General features: G+C 69.9%; 29 protein-coding genes and 1 pseudogene. 3 read left to right on the forward strand and 27 right to left on the reverse strand.

Annotated features, from left to right (window positions below):
• Positions 1-280: 280 nt before the first annotated feature.
• The 12 genes and pseudogenes from Sdi02f_RS33555 to Sdi02f_RS33605 all read right to left on the reverse strand — a co-directional run bounded on the left by Sdi02f_RS33555 (position 281) and on the right by Sdi02f_RS33605 (position 8,636).
• The gene (locus tag Sdi02f_RS33555; RefSeq protein ID WP_245962268.1) at positions 281-526 is read right to left on the reverse strand and encodes a hypothetical protein; all 246 of its coding nucleotides are present in this window, start codon (positions 524-526) and stop codon (positions 281-283) included.
• A complete protein-coding gene (locus Sdi02f_RS33560; RefSeq protein ID WP_108934647.1) occupies positions 523-2,979 on the reverse strand; it encodes a phage portal protein in 2,457 nt (818 codons plus the stop codon). The genes Sdi02f_RS33555 and Sdi02f_RS33560 overlap by 4 nt, the downstream gene beginning before the upstream one ends.
• Positions 2,979-3,332: a hypothetical protein gene (locus tag Sdi02f_RS33565; protein ID WP_159107694.1), complete on the reverse strand. Its 354-nt coding sequence runs from the start codon at positions 3,330-3,332 to the stop codon at positions 2,979-2,981. The genes Sdi02f_RS33560 and Sdi02f_RS33565 overlap by 1 nt, the downstream gene beginning before the upstream one ends.
• Before the next feature lie 41 nt (positions 3,333-3,373).
• Complete coding sequence (locus Sdi02f_RS36620; RefSeq protein ID WP_245962269.1) at positions 3,374-3,940, reverse strand: hypothetical protein; 567 nt, start codon at positions 3,938-3,940, stop codon at positions 3,374-3,376.
• Between the two features lie 185 nt (positions 3,941-4,125).
• The gene (locus Sdi02f_RS33575) at positions 4,126-5,211 is read right to left on the reverse strand and encodes a methyltransferase domain-containing protein (protein WP_108934649.1); all 1,086 of its coding nucleotides are present in this window, start codon (positions 5,209-5,211) and stop codon (positions 4,126-4,128) included.
• Entirely contained in the window at positions 5,208-6,188 is a 981-nt protein-coding gene (locus tag Sdi02f_RS33580; protein WP_245962270.1) for an MvdC/MvdD family ATP grasp protein, read from the reverse strand. The genes Sdi02f_RS33575 and Sdi02f_RS33580 overlap by 4 nt, the downstream gene beginning before the upstream one ends.
• Entirely contained in the window at positions 6,185-6,409 is a 225-nt protein-coding gene (locus Sdi02f_RS33585; protein ID WP_108934651.1) for a hypothetical protein, read from the reverse strand. The genes Sdi02f_RS33580 and Sdi02f_RS33585 overlap by 4 nt, the downstream gene beginning before the upstream one ends.
• Before the next feature lie 67 nt (positions 6,410-6,476).
• Positions 6,477-6,722, reverse strand: a complete 246-nt coding sequence (locus Sdi02f_RS37015; RefSeq protein ID WP_438363755.1) for a helix-turn-helix domain-containing protein — start codon at positions 6,720-6,722, stop codon at positions 6,477-6,479.
• 3 nt (positions 6,723-6,725) lie between these two features.
• Positions 6,726-6,938, reverse strand: a pseudogene (locus tag Sdi02f_RS36625) (helix-turn-helix domain-containing protein); the annotation flags it as partial.
• 143 nt (positions 6,939-7,081) lie between these two features.
• Positions 7,082-7,693: a hypothetical protein gene (locus Sdi02f_RS33595; protein ID WP_245962271.1), complete on the reverse strand. Its 612-nt coding sequence runs from the start codon at positions 7,691-7,693 to the stop codon at positions 7,082-7,084.
• A 98-nt stretch (positions 7,694-7,791) separates the two neighbouring features.
• A complete protein-coding gene (locus Sdi02f_RS33600) occupies positions 7,792-8,217 on the reverse strand; it encodes a DUF6415 family natural product biosynthesis protein (protein ID WP_245962272.1) in 426 nt (141 codons plus the stop codon).
• On the reverse strand, positions 8,214-8,636 hold the full coding sequence (locus tag Sdi02f_RS33605; RefSeq protein ID WP_245962273.1) for an ATP-binding protein: 423 nt from the start codon (positions 8,634-8,636) through the stop codon (positions 8,214-8,216). The genes Sdi02f_RS33600 and Sdi02f_RS33605 overlap by 4 nt, the downstream gene beginning before the upstream one ends.
• 338 nt (positions 8,637-8,974) lie before the next feature.
• Here Sdi02f_RS33605 and Sdi02f_RS33610 point away from each other — a divergent pair, with 338 nt between their 5' ends.
• Together Sdi02f_RS33610 and Sdi02f_RS33615 are read left to right on the forward strand one after the other, a co-directional pair.
• Positions 8,975-10,312, forward strand: a complete 1,338-nt coding sequence (locus Sdi02f_RS33610; RefSeq protein ID WP_245962274.1) for a hypothetical protein — start codon at positions 8,975-8,977, stop codon at positions 10,310-10,312.
• 10 nt (positions 10,313-10,322) lie between these two features.
• Positions 10,323-10,871, forward strand: a complete 549-nt coding sequence (locus Sdi02f_RS33615) for a GNAT family N-acetyltransferase (protein ID WP_108934708.1) — start codon at positions 10,323-10,325, stop codon at positions 10,869-10,871.
• A 52-nt stretch (positions 10,872-10,923) separates the two neighbouring features.
• On the opposite strand, the gene Sdi02f_RS33620 is transcribed toward Sdi02f_RS33615, so the two are convergent.
• The 4 genes from Sdi02f_RS33620 to Sdi02f_RS33635 all read right to left on the reverse strand — a co-directional run bounded on the left by Sdi02f_RS33620 (position 10,924) and on the right by Sdi02f_RS33635 (position 14,217).
• Positions 10,924-11,409 carry a hypothetical protein gene (locus Sdi02f_RS33620; protein ID WP_108934653.1) on the reverse strand — a complete coding sequence of 162 codons (486 nt, stop codon included), beginning with the start codon at positions 11,407-11,409 and terminating at the stop codon, positions 10,924-10,926.
• A gap of 87 nt (positions 11,410-11,496) precedes the next feature.
• Positions 11,497-11,784, reverse strand: a complete 288-nt coding sequence (locus Sdi02f_RS33625; RefSeq protein ID WP_108934654.1) for a hypothetical protein — start codon at positions 11,782-11,784, stop codon at positions 11,497-11,499.
• Positions 11,785-11,810: 26 nt separating this feature from the next.
• Positions 11,811-13,706, reverse strand: a complete 1,896-nt coding sequence (locus tag Sdi02f_RS33630) for an FtsK/SpoIIIE domain-containing protein (RefSeq protein WP_108934655.1) — start codon at positions 13,704-13,706, stop codon at positions 11,811-11,813.
• Between the two features lie 253 nt (positions 13,707-13,959).
• Positions 13,960-14,217, reverse strand: a complete 258-nt coding sequence (locus Sdi02f_RS33635) for a hypothetical protein (RefSeq protein WP_108934656.1) — start codon at positions 14,215-14,217, stop codon at positions 13,960-13,962.
• A gap of 209 nt (positions 14,218-14,426) precedes the next feature.
• Here Sdi02f_RS33635 and Sdi02f_RS33640 point away from each other — a divergent pair, with 209 nt between their 5' ends.
• Positions 14,427-14,837: a hypothetical protein gene (locus tag Sdi02f_RS33640; RefSeq protein WP_108934657.1), complete on the forward strand. Its 411-nt coding sequence runs from the start codon at positions 14,427-14,429 to the stop codon at positions 14,835-14,837.
• Here Sdi02f_RS33640 and Sdi02f_RS33645 read toward each other — a convergent pair.
• From Sdi02f_RS33645 to Sdi02f_RS33695, 11 genes are all read right to left on the reverse strand, one after another.
• Positions 14,816-15,043 carry a hypothetical protein gene (locus Sdi02f_RS33645; RefSeq protein WP_108934658.1) on the reverse strand — a complete coding sequence of 76 codons (228 nt, stop codon included), beginning with the start codon at positions 15,041-15,043 and terminating at the stop codon, positions 14,816-14,818. The genes Sdi02f_RS33640 and Sdi02f_RS33645 overlap by 22 nt on opposite strands.
• The gene (locus tag Sdi02f_RS33650) at positions 15,040-15,498 is read right to left on the reverse strand and encodes a phosphatase domain-containing protein (RefSeq protein WP_245962275.1); all 459 of its coding nucleotides are present in this window, start codon (positions 15,496-15,498) and stop codon (positions 15,040-15,042) included. The genes Sdi02f_RS33645 and Sdi02f_RS33650 overlap by 4 nt, the downstream gene beginning before the upstream one ends.
• Entirely contained in the window at positions 15,495-15,758 is a 264-nt protein-coding gene (locus tag Sdi02f_RS33655; RefSeq protein WP_108934659.1) for a hypothetical protein, read from the reverse strand. Before Sdi02f_RS33655 ends, Sdi02f_RS33650 begins: the two co-directional genes overlap by 4 nt.
• Positions 15,755-16,420: a hypothetical protein gene (locus Sdi02f_RS33660; protein WP_108934660.1), complete on the reverse strand. Its 666-nt coding sequence runs from the start codon at positions 16,418-16,420 to the stop codon at positions 15,755-15,757. Before Sdi02f_RS33660 ends, Sdi02f_RS33655 begins: the two co-directional genes overlap by 4 nt.
• Positions 16,417-16,680: a hypothetical protein gene (locus Sdi02f_RS33665; protein ID WP_108934661.1), complete on the reverse strand. Its 264-nt coding sequence runs from the start codon at positions 16,678-16,680 to the stop codon at positions 16,417-16,419. The genes Sdi02f_RS33660 and Sdi02f_RS33665 overlap by 4 nt, the downstream gene beginning before the upstream one ends.
• Positions 16,677-16,919 (reverse strand): zinc finger domain-containing protein, encoded by a 243-nt coding sequence (locus Sdi02f_RS33670; RefSeq protein ID WP_108934662.1) that lies wholly within the window; start codon positions 16,917-16,919, stop codon positions 16,677-16,679. The genes Sdi02f_RS33665 and Sdi02f_RS33670 overlap by 4 nt, the downstream gene beginning before the upstream one ends.
• Positions 16,916-17,557 (reverse strand): hypothetical protein, encoded by a 642-nt coding sequence (locus Sdi02f_RS33675; protein ID WP_108934663.1) that lies wholly within the window; start codon positions 17,555-17,557, stop codon positions 16,916-16,918. The genes Sdi02f_RS33670 and Sdi02f_RS33675 overlap by 4 nt, the downstream gene beginning before the upstream one ends.
• Positions 17,558-17,597: 40 nt before the next feature.
• Complete coding sequence (locus tag Sdi02f_RS33680; RefSeq protein ID WP_159107695.1) at positions 17,598-18,233, reverse strand: hypothetical protein; 636 nt, start codon at positions 18,231-18,233, stop codon at positions 17,598-17,600.
• 13 nt (positions 18,234-18,246) lie between these two features.
• Positions 18,247-19,158 carry a hypothetical protein gene (locus Sdi02f_RS33685; RefSeq protein ID WP_159107696.1) on the reverse strand — a complete coding sequence of 304 codons (912 nt, stop codon included), beginning with the start codon at positions 19,156-19,158 and terminating at the stop codon, positions 18,247-18,249.
• Positions 19,159-19,213: 55 nt separating this feature from the next.
• A complete protein-coding gene (locus Sdi02f_RS33690; protein WP_108934666.1) occupies positions 19,214-19,588 on the reverse strand; it encodes a hypothetical protein in 375 nt (124 codons plus the stop codon).
• Positions 19,589-19,758: 170 nt separating this feature from the next.
• Entirely contained in the window at positions 19,759-20,043 is a 285-nt protein-coding gene (locus Sdi02f_RS33695; RefSeq protein ID WP_108934667.1) for a hypothetical protein, read from the reverse strand.
• Positions 20,044-20,142: the final 99 nt, after the last annotated feature.

The raw sequence follows: 20,142 nt of genomic DNA on the forward strand, positions 1-20,142 counted from the left end.
TGGAAGGCCGAGGAAGCGATCGGCACCCCTATTGGTTGGTCCCCCGCTGAGTGGGCCAGAGCGCAGAGCCATTCGCGCGTCTACGAGAGCCCTCCCGAAGCACCGCGTCCGCGAAGGAAGCGTTCCCGCCGGCGGACAGGACATCTGAGCCTGGTGAAGGCACCTGATAAAGGATGGCGTGACCGGCCAGATAACCAGGCCGCGCTCATTCACGGTCAGGACGACAGCGTCCGAGCGCTACCGGGTGGCTTGCCTACTCTGGGGAAGCGTCGCTGACCGTTTACATCGTCTCGGTGAGTATGTGGAGCAGGAACCATGCGGCGCCTCCGCCGAGGACGACGGTGAACAGGGCCCGGCCCGCCTTCGAGCGGCGGATACGGAACAGCTTCCGGGTGTTCTCGCTCAACGTGTCGTCGTCCTTCTTGTTGACCAGGGCGATGGTCTCGTACACGGCGAAGAACACCGCCCACGCGCCCCACAGGAGGGCGCTGGTGTTCCTGCGGACGAATGCGGTGATGCGTCTCATGACGGTTCCTTGTCGGTGGCGTAGTGCAGGCGGCAGCGGCAGTTGATCGTGAGAGCGATGGGCGCGAACGGGTCGCCGGGGTAGCGGAGGCTGGCCCCGTCGACGGTGTAAGGGGTGCCGACGGGCAGCGTCTTGCCGTGCAGGGCCTTGTGGGCGGGCCGTACGCGGTCGTCTCCGCGGGTGACCCACGTCCGGATGACGTCGGGGCCGGCGTGCTCGGCGGCGGCGTCGGCGGCGCCGTTGATGGTCGCGACGGCGCACGCTTCGGCGACGCGGGCGATCAGGGCGGGTTCCGCGGAGGCGTAGAAGCGGGTGACCGCTCCCTCGAGGTCCGCGAGGTGTTCGGCGTCGCGCTGGGCGTCGCGGAGGACTTCGGCCAGTTCGGCGAGGAAGACGGTCACGGCCTCGCCGGCGTACGCCGCGGTGACGATGGCGGCCGCGGCCGCGGCCGGGGGAACCGCGTCCGTGCCGGTGAGGGCCTGGCCGACCTTGCGGGCGGTGGCGACGGCGGCCTGCTGGAGGATCGGCGTCAGGGTCCGGCTGGTCTCGTCGGCCCAGCGGGAGGCGCTGACGACGCGGTCCTGGTCGAGGTCGGCGTCGACGTACCGGACGTCGTTGTCGTTGTCGGGCTCCCAGTAGCGCGAGTACTTGCGGATTTTCGGGGCTCGGAGCCGGGCGAGGATGACGCCTTCCTGGCGTGCCAGGAGTGCGGTGATGGCCGAGGCCACTGCCATGGACAGGGCGTCGAAGTCGTCGTCGGTGACCTCGTATCCGCCGTCGTCGGGCAGGGCCTTCGTCTCGATGGACGCGCGGGCGGCCGCGACGTCGTCGGCTGCGTCACCGGGGAGAGTTTCCTCCAGGGCAGCGCGGGCGCGCGCGACGTCGTCGGCGGCCTCGCCGGGGCCCTGGCCGGTGTCGGTGGCACGGGCTGCGGCGACGGCGTCAGCGGCCGTCCCCGCGGGCAGGGCGAGGGGTCCGCCGGCTCGGGCGGCCTCGACGTCCGCCACGGCGCTCGCGACGGGGCCGAGTGCGCGGGCGGCTGCCACGTCGGCGGCCGCCGTCTCCGGGGCGGTGCCCGCGGGCAGCGAGGCGCCGGTAGGAGCTGCACCGGGGATGCCTCCGGCGGCCGGGTCGGGGCCGAGGCCCAGCGCGGCGGCGTCCTGCGGGTTGGCAGGCACGGGGGCCTTCTGCGGGGAGATCCACAGGGCCCGGGACTGCGGGACGCCGAACGCGGGGCGGCCTGCGATCTCGCGGTATTCGTCGACGCTGATGAGGCCGGCTTCGAACTCCTTGCGGGCTTCCTCGCGGGCCTGGCGGCGGGGGAACTCCAGGGCCTGGACGCTGGAGGTGTCGAAGCGGACGATCCACTCGTCATTGAGGTCCGGGTCGAACCCGGACGCGATCAGGTTGAGGTGGGGCAGTTCCGTGTGGTCCCAGAAGTTCCACTCTTCGCGGTCGGCGTTCGCGTACGTGCGTTCCGAGGCGTTGCCGACGATGCTCTCCGGGACGCCGAACGCGGCCAGGATCTCGCCCTTGGCGGTGCTGGACAGCGTCTCGTAGGCCATCTCGCGGGGCCGGGCGGACGTGTCGACGTAGGTCACGCCGCCGGGGCCGGTGCCTACGAGGGTGAGCTGGCCGGCGTTGTGCGCTCCGGGGGCCAGGCGCTTCTGGATACGGTCGACCTCGCGCGCGTCCACGCCGTCCAGGTCGATACCTACGATTCCACCCGGTCTGCCGTCATTATCGATAAATGAGATGTTGTACGTGCGTGCCTTGACGTCCAGGTCGATGGAGAGGCCCGCGGCTTCGAGGGGCGTGACGCCACAGAAAGGGTCGACTGGGTGCGGGTCCCTGATCCAGATGACGTGCTCGGGCAGCAGCTCCCGCACGTGGCCGCTGTAGTCCGTGAACTCGAAATGCTTGACGTAGTCCGCGTTCCGGTTGTCCGGGATGATCTGTACGCGGTCCGGGGGCAGCAGGTCGAGCCGTACGAGGGTGCCACCGCGCGAGTACGTCTTCTCGACGAACACGCCCTTCTTGGACAGAAGGAGCATGGCGCTCAGCCGCTTCTTGAAGACATCGCCGCTCTCCAGCGGGTTCGCCTTCTTGTTGAGCAGCTTCAGCAGCGGGTGGTCGTCGAGGGTCTCCTCGAAGCGGCGCTCGTCCCCGCCGCGCCCGATCTGGATCGGGAGCGTGCTGGCGTGCTTGCTGATCGCCTCGACGGACTTGAAGGTCCAGATGGACCGTTCGTAGCCCTCGATGATGACGCGTTCCATGTCCCAGCCGTCCGCGCGGCCGGGCGTGCCCCAGACGTTGGTCACGCCGGCGTACGTCATGGAGACGTAACCGGTGCCCATGAGGAGGTCCTTTGTCTCCACGGGCGGGGGCGGCGGGGGAGCGGCCGCGCGTGGGACGAGGAGGCCGCGGAGGGTGGGGAGGAACTGGCGGGGCATCAGGCGGCCTCCTCGGCTTCAGGCTCACGAGTGGTGAGCCGCAGGCCGACGAGGACGACCGCGAGGGAGACGCTGATCCAGCCCAGGGGGATGCAGAGGGCGAATGCGCAGCCGGTGAGGCCGCCGTATCCGGCGATGCAGACGGCGGCACGGGCGGCGTGGGCCCAGTGCGGTGCGTCGGGCTTCGGACGCGTGAGGATGCCCGCGGCCAGGAGACCGGCCGCCGCGGCGGACAGTCCGGCCGCCCAGTGGAGTGCGCCCAACGCCACGAGGACACCGAGCAGGCCGAACGCGGTGAGAAACAGGCCGGCGGCTTCACGCGCGAGCGCCCAGGAGGTTCGCTGAGTAATCACGCCGCGCACAGTGGACAGTGGGCGGCGTTAGTGTCGCGTGCTCAGCGCGGGGGCCGGGAAACGCCTCCTACGTAGGCTTCGATACCGCGGCGCTGGATGCGGCCGCCGGGGACCACGCGGGCGTTCCTCGGGGGCACAGGGACCTTGCGCTTGGCGCGGGTGCTCTGGTCTCCACCGATCAAGTGCCGGTTGTCGATCTTCGCGGCGCAGTCCCGGCCGGTGACCTCGTCGTAGGGGCGTCGGCACCCCTTGCAGTAGACCTCGAGCGCGTCGATGCGCTGTCCCTCGGTCGCCTTGAAGCTGCCCCGGTAGTCGGCCACCTTCGCAACCTTCGGAACGACCTCGATCTCCGCGGCCACGACCCACACGTGGGAGAGGTCCGGCTTTTCCTCCTCGACGGGCGGGACGGTCGGACCCTCGAGGTCTGGCTCCTCCAGGGTCTTGGTCTCCGCCACGGCCGACTCGAGGAGTCCGCCGGCGGCGGACTCCCCCAGGGTGTCGGTCTCCGCCAGGGGCGGCGCGTCCTCCGGGTCAAGCCAGGAGAACAGAGACTCCTGCAGGTGTGACCTGCCGGTCTCGGACGAAAGGGGAGCAGTCGCGGTAGTCACCGTTCCTCCGGGTCGCTGCGGGGTTGACGTAAAGCGTCAACCCCCTTCACAGCCCAAACGTCAACGGCCGTGATCTGTTACACGCAGCACTCCGTGCGATCCTCAACCAGTCGTTGCACGCCAGAGGGCCCCGCCCTCTGCCACGGGGGAAGGCAGGCGAGCGAGGCCCGGCTCTGGACGGTGCGTTACGGCAAGGCGGGGAGATCCCAGCTTGGCCCGCCCACGCCTCCGTACGACACGGTCTGCTTGCTGGGTGTGATGGTCACCCGGAACTCTTCGCGGGACGGATCACCTTCGAAGACCTTCGCCAGGTGTTCGACCGTGTCCCACAGACGCTGAGGGCCGCACTGCCGTACGGCACCGGATGCGTGCGCCGTGGCGGTCGAACCGTCCGGTGTCCACACTCCCACCGCTTCCAGGTTCCCCTCGTCGTCCTTCCACGAGCACGAGTTGTAGCCGGGTAGGGCGATCGACGCGGGGAACTTGAGCCGCCCAAGCAGGTCCGTCGGCGGCACACTGCTGTCGGTCGGGGGCTGCTGGGCAGCCTCGTCGAATTGCGGTGGTGCTCCGCTGCTGCGCCGGGCCATGAAGAACGCGGGGGTGTCGAGGAAGCGGCCGACCCCGTGCCCCGGACCGGTGAGGGTGATGCGGGCGATGCCGTATCCGAGCGGGACAACGATGATCGCGCCGGGGGCTGCCTGCTGCAGGAGCTGCTGGGGGATGGTGTGGAGACCCACTGTGGCGATGATGCGGTCGTACGGCGCGCGGCTTGGCCAGCCCTGTGCACCGTCTCCGACGACGACGGTTGGTCGCAGGCCCACCGCGTCGAGGTGCTTGACGGCGGCTTTGACCAGCTCGTAGTCGATGTCGATGCTGGTCACGTTGGAGGCGCCGACGCGGTGCGCGAGCAGGGCGGCGTTGTATCCGGTGCCGGCGCCCAGCTCGAGCACTCGGTGCCCGTCCTCGGCGCCCAGAGCTTCGAGCATGCGCAGCATGACGGAGGGCTGGCTCGATGAGCTGGTGGGGAGGCCGTGGTCGTCGAGCTGTGTCGTCAGCGCTTCGTCGCTGTAGACCGCCTCCAGGTAGCCGGGGTCCCCCCAGGTGACGGGGTGCCAGGCTCCCGCTGCGTTCTGCTGGTAGAAGCGGGGAACGAACACGTGTCGGGGGGTGGTGGAGAAGGCATCGATCCATTCGTTCCAGTGCCCACCCGCCAGATCGGCGGCCATCTGCTGGCGAGCGGCGGCGGAGGCGCCGTTGTCGGGCCAGGTCATGGGGTGTCTCCCATCAGGTACTGCGCGTGTGCCGCAGCGATCGGCAGGCCGGTACGGTTCTCGACCCAGCTCCAGGTCCCGCAGGGGTTGTTCTCGAAGAACACCCACTGTCCCGCAGGAGTCACGGCGAAGTCGAAGGAGCCGAACGCGATGCCGTAGTAGGCGAGGAACCGGCGCACGGCCGTGGCGACATTGTCGGGAACGCGTACGGTGTCGTACTCGATGTGCTCGTAGTCGGTCCGCCAGTCGGTGCCGGCGGCCTCGCTCGTGGTGATCAGCTTGCCGCCGAAGACCTTCCCGCCGACGGCGACCAGGCGCACCTCGTACGCCTTCGGAATGTCTTCCTGGAGGTAGTGCGCGGTGGTGCGGATGCTGTCGTCGAAGTCCGCTGGATCCACGCGGTGCGTAGCGACCATCAGGCGCCTGTCGCCGCCGACGTCAAGACGGCCTCCGAGGATGGGCTTGCAGATCAGCGGTCCGGCCACGGCCTTCGCGAAGCTGCGGGCCGCATCCGGATCGTTCGTGATGATGCTGCGTGGCACGGTCAGCCCGCACCGGGTCGCGGCAACGAGCTGCTGCGGTTTGTGGGCGGCCAGACGGTCGGCGTGCGGATCGTTGAGCCACGGCACACCGGGCAGCGCGGCCAGGAGGTTGAGAATCGCGGCGTCGGCTTGGTTCTGTGCCCAGGTGGCGTAGGGCTCGGGGACGGAGTCGGCGATCACGGGACGTGCGGGCCGCCTCCAGTAGACGGCCCGCACCTCCTCAAGCCGCGCCGTCCGGCGCCCGTCGTCGATGAGTCCCGTCCAGCCCGGTTCCTGCGGCAGGTGCGCGCCGGTCAGGGTCAGGTGCTGGGGGAACTCTGCGACGTCGAAACGCATCACGGGCACGTCGCGCTGGTTGAGCTGATCGACGACCATGTCGGCCGCCGCGTCGAGCTGTTCAGCGACGACGAGCACAGGGCGGGCGGCGTTGCTCATGACGCCGGCGCGAAGTACGGGTCGGAGACGTCGTCGCCCTTGCCGTCCTGGTTGGTGTCGGTCGTCGAAGCGGCCTGCTCCTTCGTGTGCCAGGGCTCGCCGTCACCGGCGAGGTTGATCTGGCGGTCCTTGTCCCAGCGGACACCGGCGATGGAGGTGGTGACCAGGCAGGGCGGCGCGGCGGCTCGCGCGCCGAACGGAATGGTCGCTGTGCTGCTCATCGTTCTTCCTCTCGTTCAACGGTTGGTGTGCTCTTGCTGACCTGTCCAGTGGGTACCGGACAGGGGACTAGGAGGGCGGACGCAGCGAATTCGGGCCCAGGCGGATATCCGCGCCGGCTTCGTGAAGAAGCGCGCTGACAAGGGGGTAGCCGAGTCCGTGCCTCGTGGCCAGGGTGCTGATCGTCTGCTTGGTCGCCTCGTACTCAGCCTTCAACTTGGCCGCCAGCTCCGCCCGCTGGGAGCGCGGAACCCGCGATGGGGCCCGCCTGTCCGAGCGTCGGCGGCCGCCTCCGGCGTTGGTCTGCGTCCGGATGCGTCCACGGCCCCGGAGGTCCGCGCCAGCCTCACGCAGGAGCCCATGTATGTGCCCGTAGGACCGTCCGGACTCAGCGGCAAGGGCGCGAATCGACGCTCCCGCGTCGTACTTAGACTTCACCGCCGCCGCTATCCGCTTCCGTGCTTCTCCCCTCAAAGACTTGCCCGGGGGCGGCCAGTCGATGTCTGATGCCGGACTCGTTTCGTTCTGCATCGAAGTGCACCCTTAGTAGGTCAGGGACAGAACAGGCCCCCCGAGGGCAACGCCCAGGCCACAGCACAGCGTGTGGCGTCGGCTCGGGCGGGGCTGATCCTTCTCGGCGGCCCAACCGGGGACCCGGGCCACCGAGAAGGGGTCTACGCTGCGTCGTCGCGCAGCAGCCGCAGCAGCTCATCGATGGCCAGGACACGGATGGACTTCAGCCGGCGGACCTGCTGCGACGCCAGGAAGGTCGACATCTGGGGGTGCCCGTACGGCAAAGGGCTGTCGGGCTGCGCCACGACCTTCACACCCTCCCCGGACATGCTGTACATCGTGCCCAGAGCGCCGTACAGCGGGGCGCTCTGCGTCAGCAGTGCCACGGGCTGCTCCAGGTGCGGGCACAACGCGGCGGCCGTACGGATGTGCCGCGCACACACCGGCGGCTGGTTCGTGAGCCGCTCCGTCTTCTCCGGGTCGACGTCCTTCGCCTGGGCGAGGAACACGAACCCCAGCCGCGTCCGGGCCGGTTGCGTGCAGACCTGGCAGCGCATCGACTGCATCGTGACCATCTGCCGGTACGGGTGCATGAGCTTCCACAGCGGTTTGCCGGTCGGCATCCCGTTCTCGTCGTAGGCGTTGAACGAGCACCGCGCCCACAGGACGCCACGCGGGTCCCGGTCCTGCGGCTCCTCGTCCAGGTAGTGCAGCCGGAGACGGCCGTGGTTCTTCAAGATCATGAGGTTGTCGGGGGCGGCGTCCTCGCCCACTCGCTGAGTAACGAACGGGATGACGGACGGCGTCGGCCGAATGCGCACTGAACGGTGATCCTTCTTGGATTGGGCAGGAATGGACAGGGGGCGGGGGCTCATGTCGTCCCCTTCAGACAGCGAAGATCTACGAGTAGTTCGGCGAGTTCGTGAACGGTCCAGGCCAGCCGCCGCAAGTGCCCTACGGCGGATTGCCTGTCCTCGGGTATGCGCTCGTTGAGCAGCCGCCGAGCGTGGTCGACCTGGGCGCGCACCGTGGCGTCCGCGTCGACCGCGTCGGAGGAGACGGCGATGTCGACCAGCCTCACCAGATGCGCACGCAGGCGGGCCGCGAGCTCCGCTGCCGTGTCGGCGGCGGGTAAGACGTTGTCCAGGGCGTCGCCGACGTCGTCGAGGAGCGTTTCGCCGTCGTATGGCTGCCAGCCCCGGATCCTGACGAGTAAGTCGACCAAGCCGTGGGCTTCGAGCGGCGGCGTCCACTGCGGGACCGGGTGGCGCCAGTACATGGTGGCTGTGCCGCTCACGACGGGACCGCCTCGGGCAGGGCCAGCCGGCACCACGTCGTCGCGCCGGCGTCGGCCGTTCCCCAGGCGCCGCCGCACTGCGCGGTGATTGCCTCGACGAGCAGCAGACCGCGACCCGACTCGGCCATGTCCTGGGGGCGCTGCGCGGTGCTCGCGCCGGGCATACCGTCTCGGACCCGGATGCTCAGGGTCTCTTCCTCCACCGCGATGCGCAGGCTGATCTCCGTGGTGCCGCTGTGCTTGAGGGCATTGGTCAGCAGCTCTGAAACGATCAGCATCACGTCGTCCGTCATGGACTCGAGGCCGCAGTGGCGGAGCCGTGCGGCTGCGATCCTGCGCATGATCCCGACCCGGCATGCGTCCTCGCGTCGGGGCAGCAGTTCGCCGACGGCGCGGGAAACCTTGAAGTGCTCACTCATCACTTCCCCACCTCGGCGGTATGTGGCTGCGCGAGGCGTCCGTACGGCTGTCGTCGTCATCACGTCCTCTTGGGGGGTCAGTCCACGGGCCCGCATACATCACGGCGCTGTGTGCGTTTGGACACTCTCAGCGAGGGCCGCTACGAGCGTGACAACGGCGCCCGGACGGCTCTACCCCCTGACCGCCCTCGGAATTGGACGGGAAGTTGACGGTCTCCCTCGGCCCTTCCTCGGAATCTCCTCGGATCGGTAAGTACCGTCGGGATGGGGCAACTTGAAAAGGACGGCGATCTACCGTCGAGACAGTGACGTGCTAGGCGGATGGGATGGGAGGCACCATGTTGTTCTTCCGGTTCAAGCTCGAGCAGCTCGGCATCCGGAGCGCCGACGAGTTTCTTCCGCCGTACAAGAAGGCGGCCGATCGGCTCGGCCTGGCGAACGTGGAGCCTGCTCCGAAGACCTTCGAAGGCTGGTTCTACGACGGTCGTCGACCGCAGAAGGTCTTCCGGCCGGCCATCGTCGAAATGCTCGGCTACTCCATCGACGACCTGTGGACCGAGGTCCCCCAGGGGGCCACACCCGACTTCGTTCCCCTGGTAGGCACGTCGCCCATTGCATCCCACGCCGAACCCGGCATGGACCTGAGCGAGATGAAAAGGAGCGGCGCAATGGCCGTTCGACGTGCGAGGAACTACGTCCTCCAGGCAGACCGCGACCGACTGGGAGACAACACGCTCCCGCTGCTGCACGACCAGGTGGCCCAGTTGGTCGTCGAGTACCCGCGGGTGCCGCTGTCGGCGATCTGGGACAACCTGCTGGACGCCCAGGACCAGGTCATCTTCAACCTGGAGACCGGAAAGCACCGGCCTTCGCAGCTCAGCGACCTCAACTTCATGGCCGGCATTCTGTCGTTCCTCGTCGCGAAGGGCTTCAACGACATGGAGGACCGGGAGCAGGCGCGGACGATGAGCCTGCTCGCTGCCGCCTTCGCCAAGGACGCGGAACACCCCGGGCTGATGGCCCTCGTCAACGGCCTGCAGTCCCTCATCGAGTACTGGGCGGACAGGCCCGGGGACGCCCTGTTCTATGCCCAGAAAGGCGCGGCGCTCTCCTCCCGTCTGAACGGGACGGTCGGCCTGTGGCTGCTCGGTCTGGAGGCGCGCGCTGCGGCCGTCATGGGCGACGAGGAGACGGTGCGAACCGCGAACCTGGCCGCGTTCGAGCGGCGGGAGTCCGTCGAGCTGGACGACCTGGACCAACTCGGCGGCCTGCTCACCTACTCTCCGGAGAAGCAGGCGTACTACGCCGTGGAAGCCGAGGCCCTCCTCGGCCATGGCAACGCGGATCTCTCGGCGCAGGCAGAACAGGCCGTCCAGGGCTTCAGCGACCGCAAGAACCCCAACTGGGCGTTCGGCGACCTGGCCGGCGCCCAGTGCAACCAGGCTCTCGTCCTCCTCCACAGCGGCGAAGTGGAAGGCGCTGCACAGGCCATCCGCCCCGTTCTGGAGCTGCCGCCCAACTTCCGGAACAACGGGATCGTCGTGTCCGCACAGCGAGTCCGGCACGCCCTGATGACCAGCAACGCCCGCACCGCGGCCACAGCCCGTGACCTGCGGGAGGAGATCGCAATTTACGCGCCCCGGCGGCCGGCACTGCCCGCGGGAACGCAGCGGTAGGGTGCCTGCCATGTATCCGGTCGCCCGTTCGAGTCAGCGTCTGCGCCTCCGCGAACTCACCATCGACGACGTCGGTGCAGTGTTCGCCATCTACGGCAGCCCCGAGGCAACAGAGCACCTGTCGTTCGAGCCACGCACCCGCGACCAGGTCGGGATGATCGTCGCCCGGTCGGTGGCCTCGGCCACGGCGGAGCCGCGCAGCGAGTACGCGCTTGCGGTCGTGGAGAAGGAAACGGACCAGGTCATCGGCTTCGGTCGCATCGCTCTGGACCCTCACCAACAGCGCGCGGCCACCTTCGGCTTCGCTCTCCGCCCGGATGCCTGGGGCGTCGGCTACGGAGTCGAGACCGTACGGCTGCTGCTGGGCCTCGGGTTCGAGGAGATCGGGCTACACCGGATCTGGGGTGGTCGCTCCCCGTTGAACGAGGGCTCGGCCAAGACCATGACGGCGGCCGGCATGACGGAGGAGGGCACCATCCGGGGCCACATCCAGAAGGCCGGACAGTGGCGAGACTCGGTCGTGCACTCGATGCTCGAAGAGGAGTGGACGACCGAGTAGGCAGGGAGGCATCCAGCGGGCTCCGGCCGCGCGGATGCCGTCTCCACGTCCACTAGGCGATGGGGTGCTGGTCCAGCCAGTCAGACAGCTTGTGGGCGGAGCCGAGGACGTCGTCCCGATTGGTCGCCTCTGGCAGCGTGGCGGCTCCGGCCGGGGCGCCCTTGTCCTCACCCACCGCGATGCCCGTCTCCATGGTGTCGATCAGGGCGTACGCCTCGGTCCAGAAGTCGGCACCCACGGACTTCTCCGCGTTCATCGCCGCCCGCAGGTCCCGCGCCGGCGTCATGAGTGCCATCATCTGGTCCCAGCACGTGCCGGGCTCCTGCTCGAGGCATCCGCCGTCGGTGTCGAACGCGGTCACCGCGTCCTGGAACGTGGTGGTCGCTGCCTCCACGGTCACCGTCTTCGCCTTCGCGGCCGCGGTGGCGGACGGCTTCCCGCTGCCCTCGTCGTCCGAGCCGCTGCAGCCGCTCGCGGCCGCCACGGTCACGGCCAGGACCAGCGCGCCGACCGTCTTCCCCCAGGTGTGTCTCCCCATGACGCAGGATCATCCCACGGCGCCCGCCGCGGACACGCCAAGGGACCCGGCCGGCGGCCAGAGGGCCCTCCCCGAAGCGGGCGCGCGCTACGACTTCTTGCCCTCCTTGCGGCCGCTGACCAGGACACGCAGGCCCCAGGTGGCGACCGCGACGCACAGCGCGCACAGGCCCGCGGCGATGAGCGTCGCGACGACGCTCGCGAGGACCAGGAGGCCGATGCTGGCCCCGGCGAAGCCGATCGCCATGTACCGGACCCATGGGTCGGACTGCTTGATGACGATCTGCTGCACGGGCGCCTGGCCGTGGCCATGCGCGTGGCCGCAGGTGCAGCCGTGCTGCGCCTGGTACAGCTCGGCGGGCATGTGGGGCGCCATGGTGCCCGGGTAGACGTTCGTCGGTATTACAGGCTTGCGGGACATGCGGGGTTCTCCTCGGTGGTGGCGGGTGCTTCGGGGGTGGGAGTGTGCTGGGCGGCGGTGAGGACGTAGACGACGGCCCGGTCGCGCTTGCCGTCCTCCTCGACCCACCCCGCGGCAACCCACTGGGCCAGCCACGGCCCGATGCTCGTGTGGTGGTTGCAGATGCCGCGCTTGACCGCCTCGGGCTTCGTCAGGCCCTCGGGCCCGGCCTTCTCCAGGGCCTGCCACAGCGGCAACCGGTTGTCGGGGACGCGGGAACCGTCCGGGAACGTCGGCACGGGCCGGAGGTGCGGCCGGCCGCCGCGCGGGCCACCGCCACCGCCAGGCGGCGGGGTGGGAGGCTCCGGGTCGGGGTCCGGCTCGGGGTGCGGCCGTGCGGGCTCGGCGGGCACCTCGTCCTCGTAGCGGGCGTGGTCCTCGGAGACGACGACGATGTCCCCGTCCGTCACGTAGTAGCCGCGGCCCTCGCGGGGCTTCTCGTAGCGGCGGGACGAGACCATGACCTTGCCGGGCAGGTCGAGCCAGTCGAGGCGCCAGCCGCGGCCGTACGCGCCCCGCCCGAAGATCATGTTGATGGGCTCGGTCTCGAACACGGGCAGGCCGATGCGGGTGCTGTACTGCTGCCGGGCGTCGGTGCCCTTCCCGCCGAAGGCCTGCTCGCTGGGTGACTGCGTTGCCGCGATCACGCGGATACCCATGGCGCGGGCCACCTGGTTGATGGTGACCAGCTCGGAGGCGACGTCCGGGGCCTGGCGCAGGAGTTCGGCAAGCTCGTCGACGACGAGAATCCAGTACGGGCCGTGCTCGCTCGTCCACTTCCGGACCGGCTCACCGTTCGGGCCGCGGAGGCCGGAGAGGTACTTGCCGCGGCGGATCATCTCCGCCTTCACCATGGTGAGGACCTGGCGGGCGCCGTCGGCGTCGTCGGCCAGGGCGAGCATGTTGCGGCGCCACGGGCCCAGCTCGAGCGCGCCGGGCTTCATGTCGATGCCCAGGATCTCGGCGTCATCACAGGCGACGAGGTTGCCGATCACGCAGTTGATGACGCCGGACTTGCCCATGTCCGTGCCGCCCGCGATCAGGACGTGCCCGGCCACGAGGTCGATGAAGACCTCCGTGTCGTCGGGGTAGACGCCGATGGGCAGCGCCTGTTCCACGGAGGTGATGGCCGGCCCCGGCCAGGCGATCGTCTCGGCGAGGGGGTCGTGCGTCTGCATGCGGACGATGAGCTGGTTGGCCTGTGCGCCGACGGCCAGGCGCAGCTTGCCGGGGAGGTCGAGGTTCGCCTCGAGCTGAGTCTGCTTGGTGATGACGGCGGCGGCGGAGGTGTTCTTGCCGGGCGGGAGCGTCACCGCGGCGTGCCATCCGGTGTCGGTGAACACGATGCGGGAGACGTCCTGAGCGGGGACGCCGAGGGCGACGAGGGCGCGCCGCAGGGCGGTCTCCTCGGCGCTGTCGCCGGTCACGCCGGGCTGGGAGATGTTGACGCCCATCCCGTCGGGCAGGGCCCCGTTCTTGGCGGCCTTGATCTGCAGGGTGATCCGCTCGTGCCGGGTCTTGATGAGCCACGGGACGTAGACGCCGTACGAGGCGATCGTGACGACGCCGCCCGCGATGAGGGACGGGACGGACGGGCCGGTCATCGCGCCGACCGCGGTGTTCACCAGGGCGCCGGTCGAGGCGACGCCGAGGGAGGCGGCGGGGGCGTTTTTGAACTTGAGCCCCCCATAGGTCAGCGCGCCCGTGGCCGCCAGGCCGAGACCGTACCCGGCCCAGCCCTCCACGCCGACACCGAAGGCGTGGTGCAGCCATCCCAGGCACGTCATGCCGGCGGAGGCCGCGGCGGGGATCAGCTCGTACCGGAGGCGGCCGCACAAGCGGCACACGGTGCCGAGAGCCTGCCGAGCACGATTTTCGGCGGGACCGTTCTCGGCGGGTGAGGTGAGGTGATCGGGCTCCGTGGGGCGAAACACGTCACCTCACCTCGACCAGGTGAGGACGGGCAGACGGCTGTGGGCTTGCAGGCGCGAGGGCATCGCGTGTTCCTTCGTTCGGGACTTCGGCGGTGCTCTCCGCCGAGGGTCTGGCCGTTGGGCCAGGGTGTTCAGTTAGTGCGGGGTGCGGCTGCGGCTACTTCGGAGTGTTCAGGTCGGTGGCCAGCAGCTCTCGTTCCTCGGTCTTGTCCCACCAGGCGTATGACCACTCGTGCCGGACGGTCATCTTGTTCGCCCAGGGGAAGACCTGGCCAGCGACGCTCTGCACCGCGGCGACCAGGGCCTCGACGGCGCTGAAGCGGCGCTGGTTGCGGATGTTGACGCCCAATCCGCGCGGTACGTGGAACTCGAAGGTCAGTCTCAGGACGCGCGGTGCGTCGTTGTCACTCGGCATAGGTCCCCCTCATAGAGATCAGCAGCCCTCATTGTGCCGACCTTTCGCGGAGATTGAAAGTTCTCGCCGAGATTAGCCAGTGTCGGTGAGAGCGCTCCCGGTTCCTGCCTGTCAACGCAGCGGAAGTTCCGTCACCTGCCCGCGCGATACCGCTGCTGAAGATCCCCGGAAAGGATGAGATGAAGTGCACTACTCCGAAAGAGGTGTAAATGACCAGTTCTCGCGCTACGGCGCAGCGCGTAAAGCGCATCGCCATCGCCACAGGCTGCGCTGCCGCCCTTGCCGTCACCCAAGCCGCCCAAGCCCATGCGGCCAGCCGCACAGTCAGCTTCAACTACCAGCACCTGTGGCTCACTCCTGAGTTCAAGACCGGCGGCGGACCCATCCACTTCACCGTCAAGACCTGCAACCGGACTAGCCAGAGCATGACAGTGCTGCTGCGACGCACCGATGGCTTCAACTACGACATCGGCAGCAGCACGATCAAGTGCCGGGCGGGGCAGCGGGCCGTCTTCGACGTGGGCAGCAACCCCGCAGGGACCTACGAGTTCGAGCTTGGCAAGCTTGACGATGGCAAGTACCTCAAGGGCACGGGCACCTACTCCTTCACCGCGAAATAGCCAGTTGGTTCACCGCCGTTCTCCGGGGGGAACGACAGCTCCAGCTTCACCAGGTCGGGGTGTCGATCGGACGGGCCGATCGCGTCGACTTGGCAGTGCAGCGTGACCGTGGTCCACCCGTCGAGGGAGAGCGTGTTGGGCAGCTCCGCCCTCGTCAGGTTGGGCAGTTCACGGGTGGTGATCTCGCGGTTCCCGGGCTGGTTCACTGCTCGTCGACCCATCCGGGAACGACTTCGACAGGGATGCCCTCTTCGTGCCACAGGCGGATGACGTTCGGGTTGTCGTCCCACGCGCGCCGGACGTTGTACTGCCGGCGCACGGAGCGCAGCAGTTCCCGCTTGATGACGTAGTCCGGCCGGTAGTCGCCGCGGCCGCGCATCCAGAGTCCGTCGGACGGCACGTCGTGCACGGCGAGCCACATGGACGTCAGCCGCTCCCAACGCCGGTCGCGGCCGGTCATGATGAGCACGGCCCGGCCCCTGGCGTGGGCGGCGCGGGCGGCGTCGACGACGTGCTGGTGCGGCGGGCACGAGGCACTGGCCCGGTGGAACGCGGTGAACCCGCCGGGGCCCTTGATCAGGTGCCGGACGCCGGAGACGTCGACGAGCGTCCCGTCGACGTCGAAGATCTCGGCGTCCCGCAGGTCTACGGCCGTGGTCACCACGCCTCCTCGTTGAAGGTGCGGATGATCTCCGCGGCCTTGGCCTTGCAGTCGTGGCAGGCGGGGCCTCGGCCGGTCCCGCAGATCACGGCGGCGAGGCCGTCGACGGTGCCCGTGGCGGCGATGGCGAGGAACGCCTTGCCCTTCCCTCGGTGGTTGTCGCACGCCCGGGTCTTTCCGGGGCGTTGGCCACACGCGATCAGGGCGAGGCGCTGCTCGAGGTCGGTGGTGTCGCCGACGGGGGCGAGGGTGGGGCTCATCGGTTGCAGTCCTTCGGGGCACGCGACTTGTGGTGGGCGATGGTCTTGAGGTCGCTGCCGACCTGCTCGTACGCGGTCATTTCCTGGCACGCGGTGCAGCGGTAGGCGATGTAGCGGCGCAGCGGGTCGGTCCGGGACATGGAGTTGCCCTGGCGGCCGCCGGCCATCTCGCCGGGCCCTCGGTCTCCGCACCACTCGCATGACGGGTCGTGGTGAGTGATGACGGGGGCGGTGGTCCAGCGGGACCAGGTGATCGGGCGGCCGCCGTGCTCGGCGGGCAGGGGGGCCTCGGCGTACGTCACCGGGTCCGGGACGGCCCGCAGGTGGCGGCCGCGGTCGTCCGGGGCCGGTGCGGGCTCGGGCAGGGCCTCGGTGATGCCGGCGGGGACGAGGCGCGGTGCCTCGGGCTCCGGCTCTCCGCGGAGGGAGCGCAGGCAGGCCGGGCAGATGCTCGACGCGGTGACCGGGCCGTCCCACGGCCGTACGCCGGGGGCGTGTTCGGGGTCCGGTGCGCACTCCAGCGCCACGGTGAACATCGGCCCGGCCGGGGCCGTGATGCCCTCGGCGCCGATGTGCAGGACAGGCCGGCCTGCGGCGCGCACGACCAGGCGGCCGTCCCACTCGGGCGGGGCGGCCGGGGCCTCGACGGCAAGGGCGGTCACGAGTGCTCACCCAGCTCGGCGAGCTGGAGGGCACCGGCGACGTTGGCCCACATGTTCGCCATCTCGGCTGCCTTCTTCCGGGCGCCTTCCCAGTCTTGCGAGGCTTCGGCGAGTACCGCGGCGGTGCTCTGTTGGCCGCGGTGGGCACCGGCTTCCTTGCTCTCGCCGTGGAACTGCTCGGCGGTGTCGTAGGCCATCTCCGCGCGGTGTGCCCACTCAGCGGCCTTCCGAGCGGCTTCGGCCGCGGTGGTGTCGCTCATCGGGCACGCGCCACGAGGAGGGGCACGAGGCCGGCGGTCTGGGGGTTCTTCCGGTACGCGTTCCGACGGGCGGCGTGCACGTTGCGCCGGGCGAGGCAGAGCACGCCGGCCGGGACGTGGCACTCGGGGCACGGCACGGAGTAGGCGCCCTGCCGGAAGCGGGCCGCGGTCGCATGCGCGGCATCGTGCGCGGCGTCGGCGGCCGGGGAGGGGATGACGGCGGTAAGGAGGGGTATCACGCGCGGCCGCCCTTCTGGTCCGGGACGGTGATGTGGGGTCGGGCACCTTCGGGGACGTCCTCGGCGAGCCGGTACAGCCACAGGCCCTCGCTCGTGGGCTCGGCCCGACGCCCGTAGCGGGCTTCCCCGCGGCCGTGCTCCTTGTCGTCGCCCCACTCGATCGGCATGGTGATGAGGCTGGCGGGACCGTTGCCCAGCCCCGCGACCGCGCCGGGGAACGTCAGGATGACGCCGCGGTACGGGCCGTTGATGAACTGGACGACGAAGTCCTCCACGGGCCCGTCGAGCGCCGCGGCGGTCTTCCGCTTCTGCTCACGGGCCCAGTCGAAGACCTCAACGGCCGTGGGCGTGGGGGAGTAGTCAAGGAGGCTGCGCAGGGCGGCGACGGTGCAGAGCAGTTCGCCGTACGCGGCGACGGGGAAGTCGTCCTTCCACCGGTCGCGGAGCAGGGAGCAGGCGGCCTTGTCGGCGATCTCGGAGAGGTGGAGGTCGACGCTGTCGCGGTCGAGCAGAGTGCCGCCCCGCGCGAACGCGGCAATGACCGTATCGAGGGAGCGGGCCCGGTCCCAGACGGGCGTGTGCTCGGGCACGCCGTTGCGGTCGTAGGTCTGGAGGGACACGGGGTGTCTGGTGCTCATGGAGGGGCATCTCCTTGTGGTGGCGAGGGCGGGCCAGCCCTCAGTTCCTGTACGTCGAAACGCCGGTTCCCGTTACGGTTTCGCCGTTTGCGCTGGTCAACGGGCCGTGAAGTTCGACGATGATGAGGGACATACGGGCGAATCCGGTCTCCACCGGCGCGCCCATGAGGGGGAACGGGCCGAGCAGGTGCTCGGAGTCGTCGTCCGGGAGCAGGTGCCGCAGGCGGGGCAGATCCGGGCTGGGGGTCACCAAGCCGTCGACGTACGCCTTCACGGTGGGGGCCCAGTTCAGGGGGTCCCGGGAGCGGCTGACCTTCCGCGGGTGCAGCACGAAGTAGATCGCCGCGTACTGGAGACGGGGAACGTCCATGGGCTTGATGAGGCTGGTGGCGTCCGCGCGGAGCTTCTTGCGGATGCGGTGCTCCTTGCTCCAGTGCGAGTACCGCTTGTTGCTCGTCAGCATCTCTTCGGCGTACGGCATGAGCAGGGTCCAGTGGCGCCCCGGGTTGGGGAGCCCGGCGAGGAGCGGCTCGACGTCGTACGGCTGCGGGACGGCCGGTGGGCCCGGGTGCGTGGCCGGCTTCTTCCGGGCGGGCATCTTCATGGCCGCGGCCGCCGCGGGCTGTTGGGCCCCGCGGCGGCGCGCCAGGATCTCCTGGTACTGCTTGGCGGTCATGCGGACCACTGCGTCAGCCCTCCAGTGCGGCGGTGCCGGCTTCGGTGAGCCGCCAACGGTGGCCGGAGCCCGCCCGTTGTGTCGCGCTGCGCTCCTGGTCCTCGTGCACCCAGCCCTTCTTCGCCAGGGCCTTGACCCGGACGTCGACCTTGCGGCCGAGGTGCCCCCAGGCCGCGCGGCTGCGCTGGCTGGTGTCCCGGATGGTGACGGCTCGGCGGACGTGGAAGGTGAAGACGACGCCGGAGGCGATGAGCCGCAGCAGGGCCGCCTCGGCGTCCGTGGGCGGTGCCGGGGCGTCCACCTTCCGGATCTTGGCCGCGTATTCGAGGCAGCGGACGCAGGTGGCCGGGCGGTCGACCGCGTCGCCCAGGTGGAGTGGGTTGGCCCGGCCGACGGTCTCGCACAGGCCCGCGCCGGCCTTGTGCCGTCGGGTCTTGCCGGACACCACGTCGACCGCGGGCACGGCGTGCAGGGTGGGGCCGTTCGGCCCGGTGTGGCGGGTGTTCTCGTGGACGGTGAGGGTGACGGGCGCGGCGCCGACCAGGAGGTTCCATTGGCGCTTGGCCGTCTCCAGCTTCATCGCGGCCAACGTCTCGCGGGCCTTGCGGCGCTGCTCGTCGGCTTCCCGCTCCTCGACGATCCGGCGGGGTAGGGGCGGGTCGAGGTTCAGCTCGTCGGCGGCGACCAGCGTCCATCCGTCGATGCTGTTGATCCGCTGGACGCCGGGGAAGCCGCGGCCGAGGACGGCCGTGCACCAGTCGCCGCCGCGGCGGGCCGCTACTTCCGTCATGCGGGCGAGGTCGTCGGGGCCGAGAAATCCGCGGGCGCGGTTCTCGGCGTCGCGCCGGAGTTCCTGGTACAGCTCGTACTCCGGCTCCGGCTCGTCCGGGGGCAGTACGACGGTGATCATCTGGCGACGTGCCATGGGGCCTTCCTTCGGGACTGCCCACGGTGCTCTCCGTGGGCGGTGATGGTGTCGGCTACTGGTCTTCGGGGCCGAACGCCTCGTCGATGACGGCGGGGTCGGGCTCCAGGAGGGCAGCGGCGCCGTGGTGTCCGGCCTGGCGGAGCCTCGCGGCGGCCGCGCGGTCGCACAGGGCGAGCACCGCCGTGGTGTAGACGGGGACCAGGGAGTCGCGCATGCCGGTCTCCTCGAACAATCCCGAGATGACACTCTCGGGGGTCCGCCACTCGGCCGGGGCCGGAGCGGGCTCGGCCGGCGGGTCCTCGGCGTCGGCTTCGGCGAGGACACGGCGCAGCAGCGGCAGACTGACGATGCCGCCCATGTGCGACAGCGGGTCAGGGTGCTCGGCGAGGAGCTGACGCAGTTCTTCGAGGGCTGTTTTCTCGGTCATCGGGTGTACGGCCTCCAAGAGGGGCGGAGCGCAAAACGGCTCTCAGCGAAGAATCGAACAGTTCGGGGCGGGACAGTTGGGGGACGGCTCGCCCGTGCCGGGGAGCGTGAGGACGCCGCCTATCTCCTCGGTGTGGCACGGGAGTTGCGCGAGGACGGTGACAGCGCAGGTCAGGCGGTACGTGGGAAGACCACAGCGACCGAAGCGACCAGGGCGCGGAACAGCCAACGCGTCGCGTTACGAGCCGTGTTGGGGAAGGCGCGCGCCAGGAGAACGCCGGCGCCGATCGTGAGGGTGAGCGAGAGGTTCGCCAGGACCCATCCGGTGACGGCGACCACCGCGGCGGCGATGAGGCCGAGGGTGCCGAGGGCGGGCGGGACGAGGTCGGGGTGCGCGAGCGCCAGGAGGGCGACGGCGTATGCGACGGCCTTCAACGCACCGATCAGCTTCCGCACGGGAGGCTCCTTCTTCAGGGACTCGGGCGGTGCTCTCCGCCCTCGAAGAGGACACTACGCCGTTACCGGTGAGTAACCGACAACAAAACCGATTGTTGT

This window comes from Streptomyces ardesiacus (assembly GCF_003112575.1).
GTDB classification, from domain to species: Bacteria; Actinomycetota; Actinomycetes; order Streptomycetales; family Streptomycetaceae; genus Streptomyces; species Streptomyces ardesiacus.